Annotated in this window: 14 protein-coding genes and 1 other RNA gene; 3 read left to right on the plus strand and 12 right to left on the minus strand. The window is 41.7% G+C overall.

Going from position 1 to position 18,296, the window contains the following annotated elements:
- Positions 1–17 precede the first annotated feature (17 nt).
- Together GQR89_RS14495 and GQR89_RS14500 are read right to left on the minus strand one after the other, a co-directional pair.
- Positions 18–2,918, minus strand: coding sequence for a TonB-dependent receptor domain-containing protein (locus GQR89_RS14495; RefSeq protein WP_158770694.1), 2,901 nt, complete (start codon positions 2,916–2,918; stop codon positions 18–20).
- 436 nt (positions 2,919–3,354) lie between these two features.
- Positions 3,355–6,333, minus strand: coding sequence for a TonB-dependent receptor (locus GQR89_RS14500; protein WP_158770695.1), 2,979 nt, complete (start codon positions 6,331–6,333; stop codon positions 3,355–3,357).
- 272 nt (positions 6,334–6,605) lie between these two features.
- Between GQR89_RS14500 and GQR89_RS14505 the strand changes: the two genes are divergently transcribed.
- Complete coding sequence (locus tag GQR89_RS14505) at positions 6,606–6,872, plus strand: late competence development ComFB family protein (RefSeq protein WP_158770696.1); 267 nt, start codon at positions 6,606–6,608, stop codon at positions 6,870–6,872.
- Positions 6,873–6,897: 25 nt separating this feature from the next.
- Here the strand turns inward: GQR89_RS14505 and ffs are convergent.
- Positions 6,898–6,994, minus strand: an RNA gene (gene ffs / locus GQR89_RS14510) — signal recognition particle sRNA small type.
- Positions 6,995–7,111: 117 nt separating this feature from the next.
- Positions 7,112–8,161, minus strand: coding sequence for a Glu/Leu/Phe/Val dehydrogenase dimerization domain-containing protein (locus tag GQR89_RS14515; RefSeq protein ID WP_158770697.1), 1,050 nt, complete (start codon positions 8,159–8,161; stop codon positions 7,112–7,114).
- Positions 8,162–8,381: 220 nt separating this feature from the next.
- On the opposite strand from GQR89_RS14515, the gene GQR89_RS14520 reads away from it, so the two are divergent.
- The gene (locus GQR89_RS14520) at positions 8,382–8,849 is read left to right on the plus strand and encodes an Lrp/AsnC family transcriptional regulator (protein WP_158772279.1); all 468 of its coding nucleotides are present in this window, start codon (positions 8,382–8,384) and stop codon (positions 8,847–8,849) included.
- Between the two features lie 109 nt (positions 8,850–8,958).
- Here GQR89_RS14520 and hppD read toward each other — a convergent pair whose 3' ends face one another.
- The 8 genes from hppD to pspA form a co-directional block, all read right to left on the minus strand.
- Positions 8,959–10,062 carry a 4-hydroxyphenylpyruvate dioxygenase gene (hppD, locus tag GQR89_RS14525; protein ID WP_158770698.1) on the minus strand — a complete coding sequence of 368 codons (1,104 nt, stop codon included), beginning with the start codon at positions 10,060–10,062 and terminating at the stop codon, positions 8,959–8,961.
- Positions 10,063–10,263: 201 nt separating this feature from the next.
- Positions 10,264–11,820, minus strand: a complete 1,557-nt coding sequence (tyrR, locus tag GQR89_RS14530) for a transcriptional regulator TyrR (protein ID WP_158770699.1) — start codon at positions 11,818–11,820, stop codon at positions 10,264–10,266.
- Positions 11,821–11,950: 130 nt separating this feature from the next.
- On the minus strand, positions 11,951–12,751 hold the full coding sequence (gene phhA / locus GQR89_RS14535) for a phenylalanine 4-monooxygenase (RefSeq protein WP_158770700.1): 801 nt from the start codon (positions 12,749–12,751) through the stop codon (positions 11,951–11,953).
- Positions 12,752–12,909: 158 nt separating this feature from the next.
- Positions 12,910–13,983 (minus strand): YcjF family protein, encoded by a 1,074-nt coding sequence (locus GQR89_RS14540; protein WP_158770701.1) that lies wholly within the window; start codon positions 13,981–13,983, stop codon positions 12,910–12,912.
- The gene (locus tag GQR89_RS14545) at positions 13,980–15,404 is read right to left on the minus strand and encodes a YcjX family protein (protein WP_158770702.1); all 1,425 of its coding nucleotides are present in this window, start codon (positions 15,402–15,404) and stop codon (positions 13,980–13,982) included. Before GQR89_RS14545 ends, GQR89_RS14540 begins: the two co-directional genes overlap by 4 nt.
- A gap of 161 nt (positions 15,405–15,565) precedes the next feature.
- Positions 15,566–16,027, minus strand: coding sequence for an envelope stress response membrane protein PspC (pspC, locus tag GQR89_RS14550; protein ID WP_158770703.1), 462 nt, complete (start codon positions 16,025–16,027; stop codon positions 15,566–15,568).
- Complete coding sequence (gene pspB, locus GQR89_RS14555; RefSeq protein ID WP_158770704.1) at positions 16,024–16,260, minus strand: envelope stress response membrane protein PspB; 237 nt, start codon at positions 16,258–16,260, stop codon at positions 16,024–16,026. The genes pspC and pspB overlap by 4 nt, the downstream gene beginning before the upstream one ends.
- 22 nt (positions 16,261–16,282) lie before the next feature.
- Positions 16,283–16,966 carry a phage shock protein PspA gene (pspA, locus tag GQR89_RS14560; protein WP_158770705.1) on the minus strand — a complete coding sequence of 228 codons (684 nt, stop codon included), beginning with the start codon at positions 16,964–16,966 and terminating at the stop codon, positions 16,283–16,285.
- Positions 16,967–17,182: 216 nt separating this feature from the next.
- On the opposite strand from pspA, the gene pspF reads away from it, so the two are divergent.
- The gene (gene pspF, locus GQR89_RS14565) at positions 17,183–18,295 is read left to right on the plus strand and encodes a phage shock protein operon transcriptional activator (RefSeq protein WP_158770706.1); all 1,113 of its coding nucleotides are present in this window, start codon (positions 17,183–17,185) and stop codon (positions 18,293–18,295) included.
- The last annotated feature ends 1 nt before the right edge of the window (position 18,296 follow it).

Consider the following 18,296-nt stretch of genomic DNA (forward strand, 5'->3'; position numbering starts at 1 on the left):
ATTAATCTAATTGGATATTAGAAAGTAACTGTAACCCCACCGAACACATAACGACCTAATGCGTCGTAGAATCCAGGGAACGTATTACCGTTACCAGTTCCAGAAGGAGCGTTCACAATGATAGGTGGATCGCGATCCAAAATGTTATTTACACCTAAACGTAAGCTAACATTTTCGTGTGCCTGCCAGTTTGCGCTCAAATCTAAATAGTTCTGTGAGTCAATTTTACCTGGTCCAGCCTCTTGACCAACACCTTCATATTCATTAACTTCAGACATGTGTCTCCATGTGGCCGTAACATTTACGTCCCAAGGAGAAACCCAAGTCGCTTTGAAATTATGACGCCATTCTGGAGTAGGTTGACCACATACTGTTCTGTCCCAGAAGCCAGCACACTCGTCGATGTCGCCACCAGGAATCGATTGCGTTGCTAAAGAGTCAAGTAACGTAGCGATAAATCCAAATCTAAGCTCGCCACCTTCACCTAGGTCCATCTCGTAGTTAGCATCAAAATCAACACCTTCCGTTTTCAAGTAACCGATGTTCAAATCAGTAGCTGTGATAGAAGATGTACCTACCCACAAGTTACCGTTAGGACCACGATTAATAAGGTCACAATAAGCTGATTGACCTGTATCACCACATAGCTGAAGTATTGTTGTTTCAGGAATTGATGAAATTGCATCTTTAACTTCAATTTTGAAGTAATCAACGTTAAGTGTGAAACCTGGTAAGAAGTCTGGCGATAAAGCAACACCGAAAGAGAAAGTGTCAGACTCTTCAGGATTTACTTCAGTATTACCACCAGTAATACTGTTGTACTGACCAGCTGGGCTTTCAAGCGCGCTAGTTTGGTACTGAGCTTCAGTCAAACCAGTATTAAGACATTGTGCTAACGTGAAGTCACCACCAACACCACATGGATCAATATCCATGTTAAACAAACCAAGAGAAGAAGGACGGAACAATTCACGAATGTTACCGGCTCTTACAGCGCGCTGAAAACTAGCTCTAACACGTGCTTGGTCATTGATGCCCCAGTTCATTGCATATTTGTATGTATTCGTTGTTTTATCTGTTGAATAATCCGAGTAGCGGTAAGCAAGTTCTAATGTTAATTCTTCAGCAAACTCTTTGCCTTCAAGTAGCGGAACGTTCAATTCGCCAAAAATTTCTTTAACACTGAAGTCGCCACGAACACCTGCAGTCGGTCCGCCTTGACCTGCGCCGTCACCAGATGTGAAGCCAAAATCTGGTTCAAGAATAAGTTGTTCTTTACGATATTCGAAACCAGCTACTACGCCAACACCAGTAGATGTTCCAGGAACCACAACACCTGAGTCAGTTAAATCACCCGTTACATAACCACTAACTTGAGTAGATTTTGTGTCGCCGCGCGAATAAAGAGGTTTAATTAGATAAGCCAAAGCTTCGTCTGTAACGCCACCTTCGCTAAATATGTTCCACGTAACACAGCTTGGATCGCTGCCGTCTAGAACAGATGCACACACTATATCACCAGAATCTGGATCGATGCGCGCGTCTAACGCTTTCTTCATATGATCGACAGACAGCTCATTTCGATACGTTTCAAGATAAGAAACTGTTCCGTAGTTAGCGAAAACATCATAAGACCAATTATCATCAATGACCCCACGAACACCTAACACACCGCGCAATGACGTATGACGAAGGTCATCTTGACGAGGTCCGCCTTCAACATTTCGACGACCGATGTAAAAACCTTCATAGTAATCTGATTCGGTAAGACCGGCAGCACCACAAGTTAGGTCAAACTGAGAGTCTGAAAGATATGGGTTACCACAAAACAGACGGTCAGTACTGAAGAAGTTACCTGATGGTGCGATTTGCGCAACACTGCGGTCATCCATGTAACTTAGTTCTGCATAAACCTCAGCATGTTCATTAATTTCATAATGACCCATTGCGCCAAATGTCTTACGTTCATCTGGGCGTTGGAAATAGTTTAAAGGACCATAGTTGTACAGGTCAGTAAAGGGTACAAACTCATCACCACTTAATTGGTAGTTAAAGGTATCGAAGTCAGTGAAACGACCTAGAGGAGTAGTACTTGAACCACCACATCCCATATCATCTGGAGAACCATTTATCGCACAAGAGCTGTAGTCTCGTGACGACTGAACGACTGCTTGGATGTCGCGGAAGGTACCGTACATGGTAACGTTTCCTCGGCCATCAGCTGTATTGGCACCAAATAAGAACGAGAAATCGTTAGCATTACCGTCATCAACATTACCACTAGCAACAGGGAAACCAGAGCCTGATACTAGATCTTGAATACTTGAGTTGTCATTGTCATGTTGGTAAAAGCTGTGTTGATAATCAAAGGAGAAACCTTCGAAATCATCTTTAAGGATAAAGTTAACGACACCTGCAACCGCATCTGAACCGTAAGTTGCTGATGAGCCACCCGTCAATACTTCGATACGTTCAATCAACGCAGCTGGAATTTGGTTAACATCGGCACTGATACCACCAGCAGATGGAGAACCAGATGGTAGACGACGACCGTTTTGAAGAACAAGCGTACGCTCAGGACCAAGATTACGTAAATCGATTGTAGCGGTGCCTGTCGCGCCGTTTGCAGTACCTGATGTCTGACCAGCAAAAACTGCTGGCATATCGTTTAAGATATCTTCTACGCGCGTAATACCACTTATTTTAATATCAGCAGCTGAAATTTCAGTAACAGGACTAGCACTCACCATGTTGGCGCGTTGGATCCGCGAACCAGTTACTTGAATTTTTTCGATTGAAGCTTGGTCAGCAGCACTAGCCGTTTCTTGAGCGTGTATATTACCTGATGAAATGGCTGTTACGGCACCGACTGCCATAGCCATACGAATCGACTTCGTCAACTTTGAGTTTGTAAACATGTATGTCTCCCTGGACCACTATATGTGTTTAGTGTTTATTCGCTATATGCGATTTTTTATTAAGTAAAGGTAGTGAACCTCCTAATCATAATATCCATACGATAGTACGTTGGTCAACCTATCAAACTTAAGAATATTTAAAAGTTCAATTTACACAACAAAAAATATTGCCATATAGTCACGAATTATTTACAAATAAATGGGAGGAAATCAGGCATAAGACTTGCTCAACAGCCAAGATAAAATAACGAACCACTCTTGTGAAAAGCGCGATTGAATAAAAGCTATGCAGCAAACCGTCACGTTCTGCGCATTAAATAAACTTGCAAAAGGCCTACGTTAAAAACCGCTAACATCGCCATTTCAAATTGCAGCATCCAAAAAAAAAGGCGCTCATTTACATGAACGCCTCTTAGTCAATCACTAAGTTGAAAGCTTAAAAGCGCATTGATGCACTTAGACGCACATATCTTGGTGTTTGATGATTGTCAGCCAATCCGTAGTAAGGGTCAGCAGGATGAGTTCCAACACCTTCAAATTCACCCGAATCTTCTGAGTCAGCAATTTCATAAGTTTGACGAACTCTGTCGTTATTAAACAAGTTAAATACATCAAGTCCGAATGTAACCGCTGCACCATTAATTTCAGTATTGTATTTAGCGTTTAAATCCAATGCCCAATAACTAGGTTGGTTATCTAAACTACCACGTGGAACAATCGTGCCGTTTTGGTAGAAGGATTCAGAACCATAAGCTTGTGCAAAAACATCAGTTGGGTGATAGCCAAATGCATTGCGTGGACGACCTGACTGCCAGTTAAAGCTCGCACCAACTGAAATATTTTCAGTTACTGCATAACCGCCGAATACTTTAACTTGGTGACGACGATCATTTGGTAAGTTACCGCTTGCACCTTGTGTTAATCCAGGTTGGTCAAAGTTGGTTGTTAAACCAGAATCATCCTGTCCATTGTCTGAACGTACGGCGCCTTCTGAGTTCCCCCAACTATGAGACCATGTGTAAGAACCTTGTAAGAACCAATCCTCTTTCCATGCTCTTGCAAAAGTAAAATCAACCGAGCCATATTGACGCTCAGCTTCTGGGTAGCCTAACTGCTCAGCAGTCAATATAATATTATCCAACTCGCCATCACCATCAGCATCAACTGAAACAGACATATCATTGCCTGGATTTGTTAATACGTAATAATCAAAGCCACCTAAGTCGAGATCAACGCCAGAATTCTCGTCTGCATAACGTTGTAGGCCTGCATCAATAGCAATATCTTCAATAGAGGTTGCCAAGTCGCGATAGGTCGCTCTCAATCCAACGACCCAGTCGTCATTTAACTGATGTTGCACGCCCAAAATATATTCTTCTTGGTACATGGGGCTGATATTTCCATCAACGATTGAACTCGTATCGTTAGCAATGCCGTCATCATAAACGGTTGTATCACTAAGCTGTTCTGGGTGAGTCACTGTAGTACCCGTTACAGCAGAAAAATAATCATTCGTCGGTAACGATTCAGCGGTTAACCCATCAAGTGCAAAATAACGACGTGTATATAGTTCTGCGCCAGCAAGGCGTAGATTCGTATTAGCCGCCACAGGTAAGTAATATTTACCGTAGTGAGCAAAGACTTTAGTGATGCCTTCACCATTTATGTCCCAACTAGCACCTAAGCGCGGCGCCCATTGGTTAGTCACTTTAATAAAAGAATCGCCTTCGGCATTCTTATTATCAAAGGTTTCATTACGCACACCTAACGTCAGTACAACATCATCTGACACCTGCCATGTATCTTCTAAATAAAAGGCACTAGTATCGGTTTCAAATGAGCCATTACTGTTACGTTCGAGTAGTCTGTAATATTCATCACCTTCAGCAAGAGCGCCATTGAACGCTCCACCATCACCAGCGGTATAATAACGGTAATATTTACCACCAGAGTACTGCTCAATATTGTTAATGGTGTTTTGTTCAACATCTAAACCAAAACGCAAGGCGTGATCACCCAAGTAATAATCTACATCGATACGAAACGCCTGTCTTTCATCGTCGGCAGTAACGGCATTAGAATTAGCCCAACAACCAAGGTTAGTTGGCGTATCGTTTCTATCGTCAACAATATATGGGCAAGTCGCGTCAAATTCACTTGAATCTGTACGATCAGCCCGGTTTAAGCCAGCTAACATACTAACTTGCAAGTTGTCGGTAATAATAGACGTATATTTTAACGCAACGTTAAGGCCGCCACGAGTCAATTTAGACAAACCCGGGCTCGATGTTGATTGAGTCTCTTGGTCATAAGTCGAGGTGGTAAGATCGGTATCACGTTCATCACTAAATGCGGTCAATTCAACAATGTTATCGTCATTGATATACCAATCAATATTTAGTCCCCAAAACAAAGATTCTTCATCTTTATCATAAAAAGCTGAGCTTCCCAATGTAGAAGAATTGTACGATGAAGTTTCTTTACGAGGATTCAATAGAACATAGTAAAACAACGAATCTTCTATAATGGCACCTGATGCATACACATTAAAATCGTAGTTATCCGCTTCATCCTGATTATTTACTTGAACCAAATCCCCATCAGCAGAGTAAACATTTGGCTTATCTTTACGAAAGGCATCGGGTTCATAGAAAGCAGTTGCCCCAAATTTAAAATCGTTACCACCAGATTTTGTAATAGCGGTAACAACACCACCAGTAGAGCGGCCATATTCAGCGCCGTAACCACCACTTTTCACTTCAAACTGTTCATAGAATTCGAAGGGCACAGTGGAACCACCTAAGCCGTTACGAAAGTTAGTTGTGTTTAATCCATTAATGTAAAAGGCATTTTCACCAACAGATGCGCCGCCAAATGAGACTAATTTACTATCCCCCTCAAATGCAGAGTCACCTTGGTTCACGCCAGGCGCAAGTAAGGCAACAGAGGCAATATCACGTGAGACGGGCAAACGATCAATAGTGGAACTGTCAATAATCATCACTGATTCACTGCTTGCCACATCCATCATCGATATATTGCTGCCAGTAATTTCAATGACTTCCATAGAGCTACTTGCGACAGACAAATCAACATTTGCGTTCTGACCGATGCGGATCCCAATTTCAACAGAAGTAGAATCACCAATGTTATCCTTGTGGGCAACAACTTCGTATTTACCCGCTGGCAACAAAGGAAAACGATAGTTACCCTCACTGTCAGTCATTGCTGTACGCGTTAACCCTGTATCAACATTTTTAATAGTAATTTCGGCTTGACTGATTGTACTACCGGAGCTATCTATGGCTTGACCAACAAGGCCGCCCTGAGTATTTGAAGCAGCAAGTGCAGGCAGTGCATAACCCAATGACGCAGCGACTGCTAGCGCAGCAACGCTCTTTCTAAAATTAAACATGTATGTCTCCCTGGACCATGAATATATTATTGATATCATTTATTTATAACGTCGAAGTTTATGTTATTTCGATCGAATATTTTATTTCGAGGTAGTGCGCCTCTCGTTGAATAATATATAAATCGGTAGATTGGAGCAATGCTTATTTAGGTTAAAAAATTTCTAACCGAAATATTCGTTACGTGAATTTGCATTGAACGTCTTGTCAAAAATTTAGTATAAACCTGCGCTAAATGCTACGTTTGTTGCCAACCAGAAAAATGGAGAGTGAAATGAAACTTGATGATGATATCCATAATTACTACGAACATTTGGTGCTCGCCCATATTGCACAGTTAAAGCTACCGTCAACTAAAGAGGAAGATTACATTGCTGATCTTTGTTGTTTAGCGCTAAATCAACTTCCCCCTCGTTACATTCGTTACGAGGTTGATATGTCATTTTACTTAGCCCAGAGTGAACGTCAGCAAATGGAGATGAACACCCAAAATGCCGTTAATAAAGCCATCAGCTTTCTAGATAAAAATGAGAATAAATAATTGGAATAAAGGGAATTGGGTGGCGGTCCTCCAGCCACATTCCGGCACATGAGTCGTCTGCTGCGGCTGCTCCCTTCCAGGCCTGACCGAGTCCACAGAGTATCATTGCGGAGGGACCAAAGGACCACCATAGAAACTCGCCTGAGTGATGATGTTATTCGATATCATTCAGGCGGCGCATTATGACAAAACTAAAATCAGATGCAAGCCACATCCGCGATTAGTTACCTTTTTCCGCACTATTTTTTAAATTTTTCTTCAGCAATTGAATTAGCTACGATATTTGTGGCTAAATTTTGCTCATCTGCACGCATATATATTTCATTTAGCGTCTGGCCAATTTTCTCTAAATGCGCTTTTAATGCTTCGTTTGAACTCGATATTTGCTGGTGATAAATATCAATGATGCCTCCAGCATTAATCACGTAATCTGGCGCGTACAAAATCCCCTTGTCACGCAATAACTCACCGAGGTTCTCTGTCGCTAGCTGATTGTTCGCAGCACCGGCTATAACTTGTGCTTTTAATTGACCTATTGCCTGATGATTAATTGTCGCGCCCATTGCACAAGGAGCTACGACATCAACGTCCAGTTGCAATATTTCATGGGGAGATACCACTGTCGCATTTAAATGTTTTTTCGCGCGCTCAAGGCTTTCGGGATATATATCAGCAACATATAATTCAGCGCCTTCCCGGTGCAAGTGCTCTGCTAAACGATAACCGACATGTCCTAAGCCTTGTATCGCGATTTTTTTTCCTTGAAGGTCTGTGCCAAATTTATATTTAACGGATTCCCGCAAACCTATAAACACGCCGTAGGCAGTCGATGGTGAAGGATTTCCGTCCGCCTCTTCCCCAGCAAAATGATAACTCGCTTTTGTACCTGCTATATAAGAAGACTCTTGTGCCATTAGCTGCAAGTCACTCACTGACATTCCTGAGTCTTCAGCACTAATATACTTACCATTTAGACTCTCAACAAAACGCCCCATCGCTCTCAACATTTCAGGGCTTTTATCTACTCTAGGATCCCCAATAATAACGGCCTTACCACCACCTTGATGAAGATTCGCCATCGCAGCTTTATATGTCATACCTTTTGATAATCTCAGCACATCGTTTAGCGCTTCATCGGAACTAGCATAAGGCCACATTCTACAACCGCCCAACGCGGGGCCTAGGTAGCTATTATGAACGGCAATAATCGCCTTTAATCCTGTTTCTTTGTCGTGGCAAAAAGCAACATGTTCATGTTCGTCAAATTCGATGTGGTCAAAAACAGACATTTTTTTCTCAGCGTTAGGTTTTTAATGCGTAGCTTATATTAGCTCAGATCAAAGAGGACATGCCTTGCGATGTTATTATGACGTAATTACTACACTGCAACAGTAGTCATTATCCAAGACTTAATATAGGATATGTATCCTAATATCTGTGCTTGAAAATGATAATATTTTTCAGCATGCTAGCCGCGAATTTTACTTCGCTATAAATTGAAAAATAATGATGAAATTGGACAAGTTTGACCGCGAAATTTTAAGAGTAATGCAAAAAGATGCCACCGTATCTATGGCTGAGTTAAGCCAAAAAGTCGGATTGTCCCATACGCCATGTTGGCGACGTGTTAAACGCATGGAAGCAGACGGTATTATTTTGCAAAAAGTGACCTTGCTAAATAGCAAGAAACTTAATTTAGGTGTCTCTGTATTTATTTATGTGACGTTAAAAAACCACGATGGGGAGTCATTAAATGACTTCGAGAAAGCGGTTCAAAGTATCGATGAAATAGTGGAGTGTCACACTACTAGCGGTGAAAAAGACTATTTATTGAAAGTGATAGTAGAAAGCATTGAAGAATACGAACACTTACTCAAGTCAAAATTAACGCATTTACCTCTAGTGGATCACCTCAGCTCCACATTTGCCCTGAAACAGGTAAAAAACACAACTGAACTGCCTATTAAACAACAATAGATTTTCTTTAGTGAAGCAGGATTTCCTGCTTCACTAACAGCAGCGCCAAACTCAAAATTTGTCGTGCCAGCTTACCAAGTCAATTATACACTGAGAAAAACAAGAACAATTATTGTGCACTAACTTCAGTAATTGTGTTTTCGTCAATTACGCCGCGACGTATCTGGTCTTGTTCTATTGACTCAAAAAGAGCTTTGAAGTTACCTTCACCAAACCCCTCATTCCCTTTACGTTGAATAATTTCAAAGAACACTGGGCCTATGACCGTATCTGTGAAAATCTGCAGTAAAATACCATCCTTCGTCGGTGCACCATCAATCAGAATGCCTAAGTTCCGCAAGCCGGCTAGGTTTTCACCATGGCCAGACACTCGTTCATCAACGCCAGCGTAATAGGTATCTGGCGTGCTCATAAACTTAACGCCAATATCACGTAGGGTCTTAACGGTTTGGTATATATCTTCAGTCGATAATGCAATGTGTTGAATTCCTTCACCATTGTACTCACGAATAAATTCTTCAATTTGTGATTTATCATCAGAAGACTCGTTAATTGGAATACGTATTTTTCTACAAGGTGACGTCATTGCTTTACTGACCAAACCTGTCAGCTTACCTTCAATATCAAAATAACGAATTTCTCTAAAGTTACCTAAGCGCTCATAAAAGTTTGCCCAGACAGCCATATTGCCTCGTTTAACATTGTGAGTAAGGTGATCGAGAGTTTGAAGACCTGCATCACAGAGACGCATTTTTTCCTGCCAGCCTGGGTAAAATCGAAAGTCGACCTCATAAATTGAGTCATCACCATATCGGTCAACAAAGTAAAGCGTGCTTTCACCGATACCGTAAACAGCAGGTATATTAAGCTCCATCGCACCAAGATTACCTTTAAATGGCTTCGCGCCGTTTTCAATGGCGTGTTCCAAAGCCACTTTGGCATCTTTCACTCTAAACGCCATGCCACATACACTGGGTCCACGCAGCCTAGCAAATTCCTCTGCTTGCGAAGCTGGCTCAGCATTAATGATGAAGTTGATATCGCCCTGTTTAAAAAGCCATACACGTTTTGAACGATGTTTTGCTACTTCCGCAAAGCCTAACGATATGAACAAGTTAGCCAAATCATTAATGCCTTTTTCATCTGCAGCCGTATATTCAACGAATTCGAAACCGTCAGTATTTAATGGGTTGTAGTGGATGTCTGAACACATGATTTTCTCGGAGTTAGTTGTGTTAAAACACTAATAAACCGCAAAAATTATGTGTTGGATAGAGCTAAGCGTGCGATAGCTAATAACGAAGAACCGGACAAAAAGTAACATAAAGTTTACATTACCAATTTGCTCATTTTAAACGGCATAAAGCGCCATCTGTGTGCGCTTTTCTGTCAGCTTAACGCTACAGGAGCGTAGTTAAATCTTTACGGACTTTTTATTGATCCCATAGTCACGCAATTTATTGGCAATAGCGGTATGACTTAAGCCAAGTTTTTTAGCCAATAAGCGAGAGCTAGGATAACTAGGATAAAGACGTTGCAGTATGCTCTTTTCAAAGCGTTTAACTTCTTCATCTAAACTACCTTCAAAGTTCTCAGTGACGAAACTCATCTCATTAGCGCTAGAGGGTATTTGAATATGCTCTTTACTCAATTCGTTACCTTCAAGTAATGAAACCGCTCGGTAAAGCACATTCTCTAATTGACGCACATTGCCAAACCACGGGTACGCCTGAATATAATCCACACAAGATTTTGTTAACTTAGGTACTTTGCGCCCAAGCTTTAAACTCTGTTGTTTCAAAAATGTCTCAGCCAGAGGAATAATATCCATTTTTCGATCTCGCAACGGCGGTATCCACAGGCTCAGTACGTTTAACCGGTAGTATAAGTCCTCACGAAAACGCCCTTCTTGAACCAACTGCGCTAAATCTTTTTGCGTTGTACATATAAAACGTACATCTACTTTTACCTCTTTGGTATCGCCAACACGTCTAAACTTACCGTCTTGCAATACACGGAGTAACTTGGCCTGTAGTTGCGGTGACATGTCCCCTACTTCATCTAAAAATAAACTGCCTCCTTGGGCGAGTTCCAGTAATCCCTCTTTACCTGAGGTCTGACCAAAGGCACCGGCAGCGTAACCAAATAATTCGGTTTCAGCTACGTTGTCAGGTAATGAAGCACAATTTAAAACCAAAAAGTTAGCATCTTTTCTGCGGCTCGCTTCGTGACAAGCATTGGCGATAAGTTCTTTGCCAGTGCCCGTTTCTCCATATAACATAATGGGCCCATCGAGCTCTGCCATACGCTTTGCTTCCCGAACCACTTTTTTCATGATTTTGCTCGAGGCTTGAATCGACATAAAGCTGTCTAAAGATGCTTGATGAAATACCGTAAGCTGTTGTCCGAGGCGTTGCTCTGATTTCAGTATAAAAACCGCACCAGCTAAAATCGGTTCGCCACCAGAATCAGGAACCATTACAGGCAGAATATCCGCTAAATAATTTTGCTCTATAAAACGTACTTTTTGGGTAATATTGCTGCGCTGCTTACTTTCCAACCATCGCAAAGTATTAAACCCCTTCACCAACTCATCAATTTCAACACCAATTAGTGCTTGGCGCTCAGATTCTAAGCTAGTCGTCACCGCATCGTTCACCAGTAAAATTCGCCCCTTGGTATCAACTGAAAAAACGGGATCTGGTAACGTTTGTAATAACGCACGAAGTTGATTTTGCTCTCGCTCAAGAGGCATAAAAGGAATCGTTTTGACATCGTCAATTCCTTCTATCTTTCTAATTTTAGGCATCAAATGTTTAAAATTTTCAAAATCCATATTGGGAAAACTAAGGTATATTTTTCCCATTTCATTGATTTCAATACCGCGTAAATCCACTTCATGGCTGACTAAAATGTCAAGGACATCTTGTGTGATACCCAAACGATCCTGACAACTTATTTCCAGACGCATAAAACTCTTACTTCAAATTATTGTAAACATATTATTACACAATCAGCATGTGCAGCACATCAAATTAGCCTTAAAAAAGAGCCTTTAAATGGCTTATTTCATAGCAGATTGTTACTAAATGTAAATATCATTAACATGCCAAATTAGATTTTTGTTCGAATTTAGGCGGGGTTAGTCCGAGTTTCTGGCCTTCTTCTACCCATTGCATAATGTTCGAGTTTGCCAGATCAAAAAGCGACGTCATTGAGTCAATCACATAATAAATAGGTTGAATAATATCAATTCGGTAAGGTGTTCGTATTGCATCTAATGGGTTCATATCTCGGCGGATAGCATCGTCATTTTCCAGAGCGAATCGTGTCTCTTTCCCCGATGAGAGGATGCCACCGCCATAAATGCGTAAACCATCTGCCGTTTTAACTAAACCAAATTCCACGGTAAACCAGTACAAGCGCGCCAAATATTGCCGCTCTTTAGGAGATGCAGCGTAGCCGAGTTTTCCATATGTGTGGGTAAAGTGAGCAAATGCAGGATCCGTTAATAACGGACAATGACCAAATATTTCATGAAAAACATCTGGCTCTTGTAAGTATTCAAAATCCTCATTATTTCTAATAAAAGTGGCAACTGGAAACTGCTTATTAGCTAACAATTTAAAAAAAGAATCGAAATTAATCAGAGCAGGTACTTGTACAACCTGCCAACCTGTAGTGCTAGCTAATACGGTATTAATTTCATCTAGCTGAGGCACGCGATCATTTGGTAAATTTAACAATGCTAATCCACGAATGTATTCGTCACACGCGCGTCCCTTAAGCAACGTTTCTTGTTGAGTAATTAAACGCTGCCAAATTTTATTTTCTGCATCGCTCCAATGAACGAAACCATTTTCGTCTGCTGTATGAGACGTATATTGCGAGTGCGTAGCCATAATAACAAAACTGCCATATTTGAGTCATTCTTGGGACGAAGTTTACCCAAAGCTGGCGAGATCTAAAGCCACAAGCAAGTAACGATAATTTCACAATACGTAAACATTAGGCTACAAGTGCGGGTCGAGATCGTTTTGTCTTTTGAATTATATTGCCTTTATTTCAACTGCTTATGTAGGTCGGTCAATATTTTTTTGCTTAATTGATTCAGCCCGGGCCGTTTTACTGATAACCAAGGTAAAGGGCGACAACTATGAATAGCGTTTAAGCCAATCCGTGCGGTTAACACACCAGCTCCCATGCCCTGTGCTATTCGGGTTGAGAGTTTTCCGGTCAAGCTGGCACCAAGTGCATAGTTTCCAGCATCAGAGATAATTTCAGCCGCACCCGCATAAAGCATGCTGTGAAAAACCTGACGTATCAACGCAACTCGACCCCAATAACCTAAATGTACCCCATAGACTTCACTGACTTGTTGCATCATGCGAATATTTCGCCACAGCACAATAGCCATATCCAGCAATGCAAAAGGACTAACCGCGATCATAACGCTTGATGCACCAGCATTACGCATCACTTTAGCTAAGGCCGCTTGGTCAACTTTGGCTATGACTTGTTGCTCAAATAGACTCAACACCTCTTTATCAGTGTGATGCTCATCGATACTTTGCTGCCATAATGCAATCGCGTTTTCGTATCCAGGCGGTAATGTATCGGCAATGTCTACACAATGTTGCTTGGCTAAACCAATGGCGGGCGTAGCATATAAGTCCTTGGACGTTTGACGGGAGGCACTTTGCTTTTTAAGCCTTCGTAAGCCTCGCCACTCACTATAAATTGCGCCGATCAGTAGCACTAATATAGAAACCCCCACCCCCAACCATAAACCGCTTATCCAATCTTTAAGCAGGTACATATCGCGGATAAACAGTCCCAACTCGACAAAACTAAGTACTAACACCATGACACTCAAGCATGCGATAAATTTACCTATCCAACGTTTGCGTTTCAAAGTATGTGTGTCTGGACCAGTTAGGTCTGTTTCCGCTGAATAATAATCTTCTCGGTCAAGCGCTTGCCATTCAATTTTCAGATCCAAAGGGGTTGCTTGGCGAATATGTTCAGCGTGACTAGGGTCCGATTCGGCGGGTAATATAATCTTCGATTTAATCGATGGCTCACTCATTACTTTATCGACTGGGGCTTTCAAATCATCTTGATGACTGCTCATTGAATTTTGTCCCCTAAAATAAATTCCAAAACTCTATCCATCCGAATGTGAGGTAGCGCCTGATTTTCGGCACGGTTTGGCGGTGCGAATCTAGGAAAATCAAATCCCTGGTTTTGCCAGAATTGATTGTCTGGACATTTAGATGGCACATCCCCAGGAAATAACCGGATAGGCTCCCCAGCCTGGTCGCTTCCCTGTAAAATTTGAATATTTTCGCCTTGATGAACGACCTTTCCCGCCCGAGATGCACGTATGGCAGCAATTGCCGTTGATTCTGTCGAGACACCATCAAATTGCATTTGTTTTCGGGCGTTATGTAACATGGAATCAAGTAATTTAACTAAGTTGCTCTGCTGATCAGGGGTAACGTGATCAGCTTTACTGGCGGCAAAAATTAACTTATCAATTTTAGGGGAAAACAAACGAGATAACACATTCGATTTACCGTATTCAAAACTGGTCAGTAACCAATTAAGCGCACGTTGTAGATCGTTAAAATGGGCGCTACCATGATTCAAAGCAGATAAGCAGTCAACCAACACTACTTGACGATCAAATCGTTTAAAGTGTTGAACATAGAACGGCTTTACTACCTGCTCCTGATAATGCTCGTAACGCTTAAAAAGCAGGTCTCTATTACTACCCTTTTTAGCATGCCTGTTCGCTAATTGTTGAATTTGATCTTCAGACAGCGGAAAAAAGTCTAATACTGGCGCTCCAGCTAGTTCACCAGGCAAAATAAAACGCCCAGGTTGCAGTAATTGAAAACCAGCGGCTCTACATTTATGTAAATAATCGGTGTATACGCTGGCAATATTCTTAAGCGCCAACTCATCCCCCACATCACTTAAATTTAGGCTTTCTCGCAACGCAAGAAATTCAGCGGCAATTGGGTGTCGTTCTTTAGCGAGCATTTCTTGCTCGCAATGCTCAGACCATTGCAAATAATCCATTTCTAATAACGGTAAATCCAGCAGCCATTCTCCGGGGTAATCGGTGATATCCAAAATCAATTTTGCATCTTCGCTAATGTAACGTGATAAACCATGATTTTTACGATAACGAATATGTAATCTTACTTGGCTAATGCCGGTAGTAGATTCAGGCCAAACCGGTGGATTGGCATTAAGTGCCTGCATTGCGCGTTCGTACTCGAACCGGCGCAAGCTTAAATTAGGCTGTGCTTCGCGCTTTACTCCGTATAGGCGCTCTTCACGCACAACTGAGAAAAACGGTAACTCAGCGCTATCGTTGGCCTCAAGGAGTTGATTGATAATAGAAGTAATAAATGCTGTTTTTCCACTCCCACTCAAACCTGTTACGGCGAGATTAAGATGCCTATCAGCAAGCCGAGCACCGGTCACCTTTACGTTTCGTTTTACTTTGTCGATAAAATGATTGGTAGTTAAGTATTTTTTCATCGCGACTTCCTAGTTGACGTACGTCCAACACTCAGCAGCTAATTTTGTGGTCTGCTAGATATTTTATATGGAGTCCAGATGTGAAATTCAAAGGGGGAAGTGAATCGGCCCTACCGCATTACAAACGTCTTTAGGCCGATTTAAGGTGTATCTACTGCATTTTATAAGTTATTAATCTCTCGATTTAACTGGTACTGAGCAGATGTAACATAGGTTTCAATCTGTCTTAAACGCACTTCATTTTTCTCGAAGCGCTGCTTAATATCAGCAAATGCTTGCTTGGGTGGCTCACCAGATTGCCACACCTTTGACTTCACTTTAACTTTCTCATCTTCGTCGTCATTTGCATTATGCCAGCCCTTACCGCTAGTGGTGGCATCACCTGCTTTACTGCTTGCGCCCCTGAAATGCGAAGGTCCGTGGCGTGTTGATTTTTTTTCTAAAATAAACCAAGCCGCTACATAACTGACAACAATAAATGTACCAGCCGTTAAGAAAAAGGCTGACACCACTAAAATGCGTACTAGCCATAACTCGATACCAAAATACTCAGCGACACCCGCGCATACTCCTGCAATCTTTCCTTTGTCTGGATCTCGTGTTAACTCGCCTCGCGTTTTCATACCTTATTTCTCCACTGGGGTGCCTCAGCATCTAAAATAGACTCTAACGTATGTATCCTATCAGCCATTTTGTCTGCTTGATCCGCTAAACCCTGCAAGGTAGCGTATTCCTCGTCAGACAATCCCTGGCTAATCTGTTTTTTACTGCGGTAATGCAAAATTAACCAAATCGGGGCGACAATCACCATAAAGATGATGATTGGCGCAATAATTATCCCAATGATATCTTCCACAACCTCTCTCCTTTAATCGATATTAGTCTTGATTTTTAGCGTCTACAGACTGTTTTTTCATTTTTTTCTTTAAAGCCGCTAATGCATCATCAATTTCATCGTCAACGGCTAAGTCAGCAAACTCATCTGCCAAGGTTTTCTTACCTAGGTCGTATGCATCAACTTGAGATTCAAGATCGTCGATTTTGCGCTCATATTGCTCAAAACGTCCCATCGCAGCATCCACTTTTCCATCGTTTAAAGTGCGCTTAATATCCAGCCGTGAACTCACTGTTTTCTGGCGCATAATAATCGTTTTCTGACGCGCTTTTGCATCGGCTAATTTATCTTGTAATTGTGTCACTTCACTTTGTAATTTGCTGATTTGCTCATCAACAGCATTCAATTCAGTTTGCAGTGATACCGCGTACTCATCGCATTTTTTCTTTTCTTGCAATGCTGCACGGGCTAAGTCTTCACGCTCTTTACTAATGGCTAACTCAGCTTTACTCTGCCAATCACTTCCTTCATTACGCAACTTACCAATTTGCGCTGTGATTTCTTTTTTATTAGCAATGGTTTTCGCTGACGCTGAGCGAACCTCTACTAAGGTGTCTTCCATCTCTTGAATGATTAGGCGTACCATTTTTTCAGGATCTTCAGCTTTATCCAAAATGGCGTTGATATTTGAGTTCACTATGTCTGTGAAACGAGAGAATATACCCATAGTCTTTACCTCTATATAATGTCGGCTAATGGTGAGCATCAAACAAATGCAGGACGCTCGTGTTGATTAATAGTATTCAATTAGCAGGCCAACTTAGTTTAATTACTAAATATCTGATTTTAAACAAATATTAATTTACTCTGTGGGTACTGGGATCTACAATTATAATTACATACACCACAAGTTAGTCGATTACACCACTTTTTGAGGATATTGATGAGCCGCTTTCGCCAACAAGATAATTTGTTAGGACAATCCAATAGTTTCCTCGAAGTGCTGGAACAAATCTCGCAAATTGCTCCACTGAATAAACCCGTTTTAATTATTGGAGAACGAGGAACCGGAAAAGAAGGCGTGGCTGCCCGATTACACTATCTGTCAAAACGCTGGGATCAAACCTATTCAAAGCTCAATTGTGCGGCCTTAAGCGAAAGTTTACTCGAGAGTGAATTATTCGGCTATGAGGCAGGCGCATTCACTGGTGCAGCAAAACGTCGCGAAGGTCGTTTCGAAGCCGCAGATAGTGGCACTTTATTTCTCGACGAACTAGCGAATACATCAGGATTAATTCAAGAGAAACTATTACGCGTAATCGAATATGGTGAATTTGAACGTGTAGGCGGCTCGAAGAGTGTGAAAGTGGATATTCGTCTCGTCGCTGCGACTAATGAAGACTTGCCAGCTTTAGCCCAAAGCGGTGAATTTAGAGCCGATTTGTTAGACCGATTGGCGTTTGACGTTATCACTTTACCGCCGCTTCGGGAGCGTAAAGACGATATTATGATGCTCGCAGAGCATTTCGCTATTAATATGGCCCGAGAGTTGGAGATGGAGCTTTTCAGTGGCTTTACTGAAACAGCAAAACGGATATTACTTGAGCATCACTGGCCGGGCAATATTCGTGAACTCAAAAATGTTGTAGAACGAGCAGTATATCGGTCTAATAACCCAGATATTCCGGTGCATAATATTGTGCTCGACCCCTTTGAGTCGCCTTTTCGCCCAGTTAACCGAACGCGTACATCTGATCGCATCAAGTTAGCCCAAGCATCTCCCCAAGAGTTACCTGTTGCCGAGCCTAATCTAGGGTCTTCGCTGCCTGAAAATACACATAACGCAACATCAGAAACGAACCATAGCTTTCAATTTCCGGTTGATTTAAAGGAACTATCGCAAAATTTTGAAATTGATTTAATTAAGCAGGCATTAGCCGAGAGCCAATATAATCAAAAGAAAACAGCGGATAGATTGTCACTTACTTATCACCAATTACGTGGTTACTTGAAGAAATATAATTTACTCGACACCCCCCTAGAAGACAGAGAATAAC

The organism is Paraglaciecola sp. L1A13 (genome assembly GCF_009796745.1).
GTDB lineage: Bacteria > Pseudomonadota > Gammaproteobacteria > Enterobacterales > Alteromonadaceae > Paraglaciecola.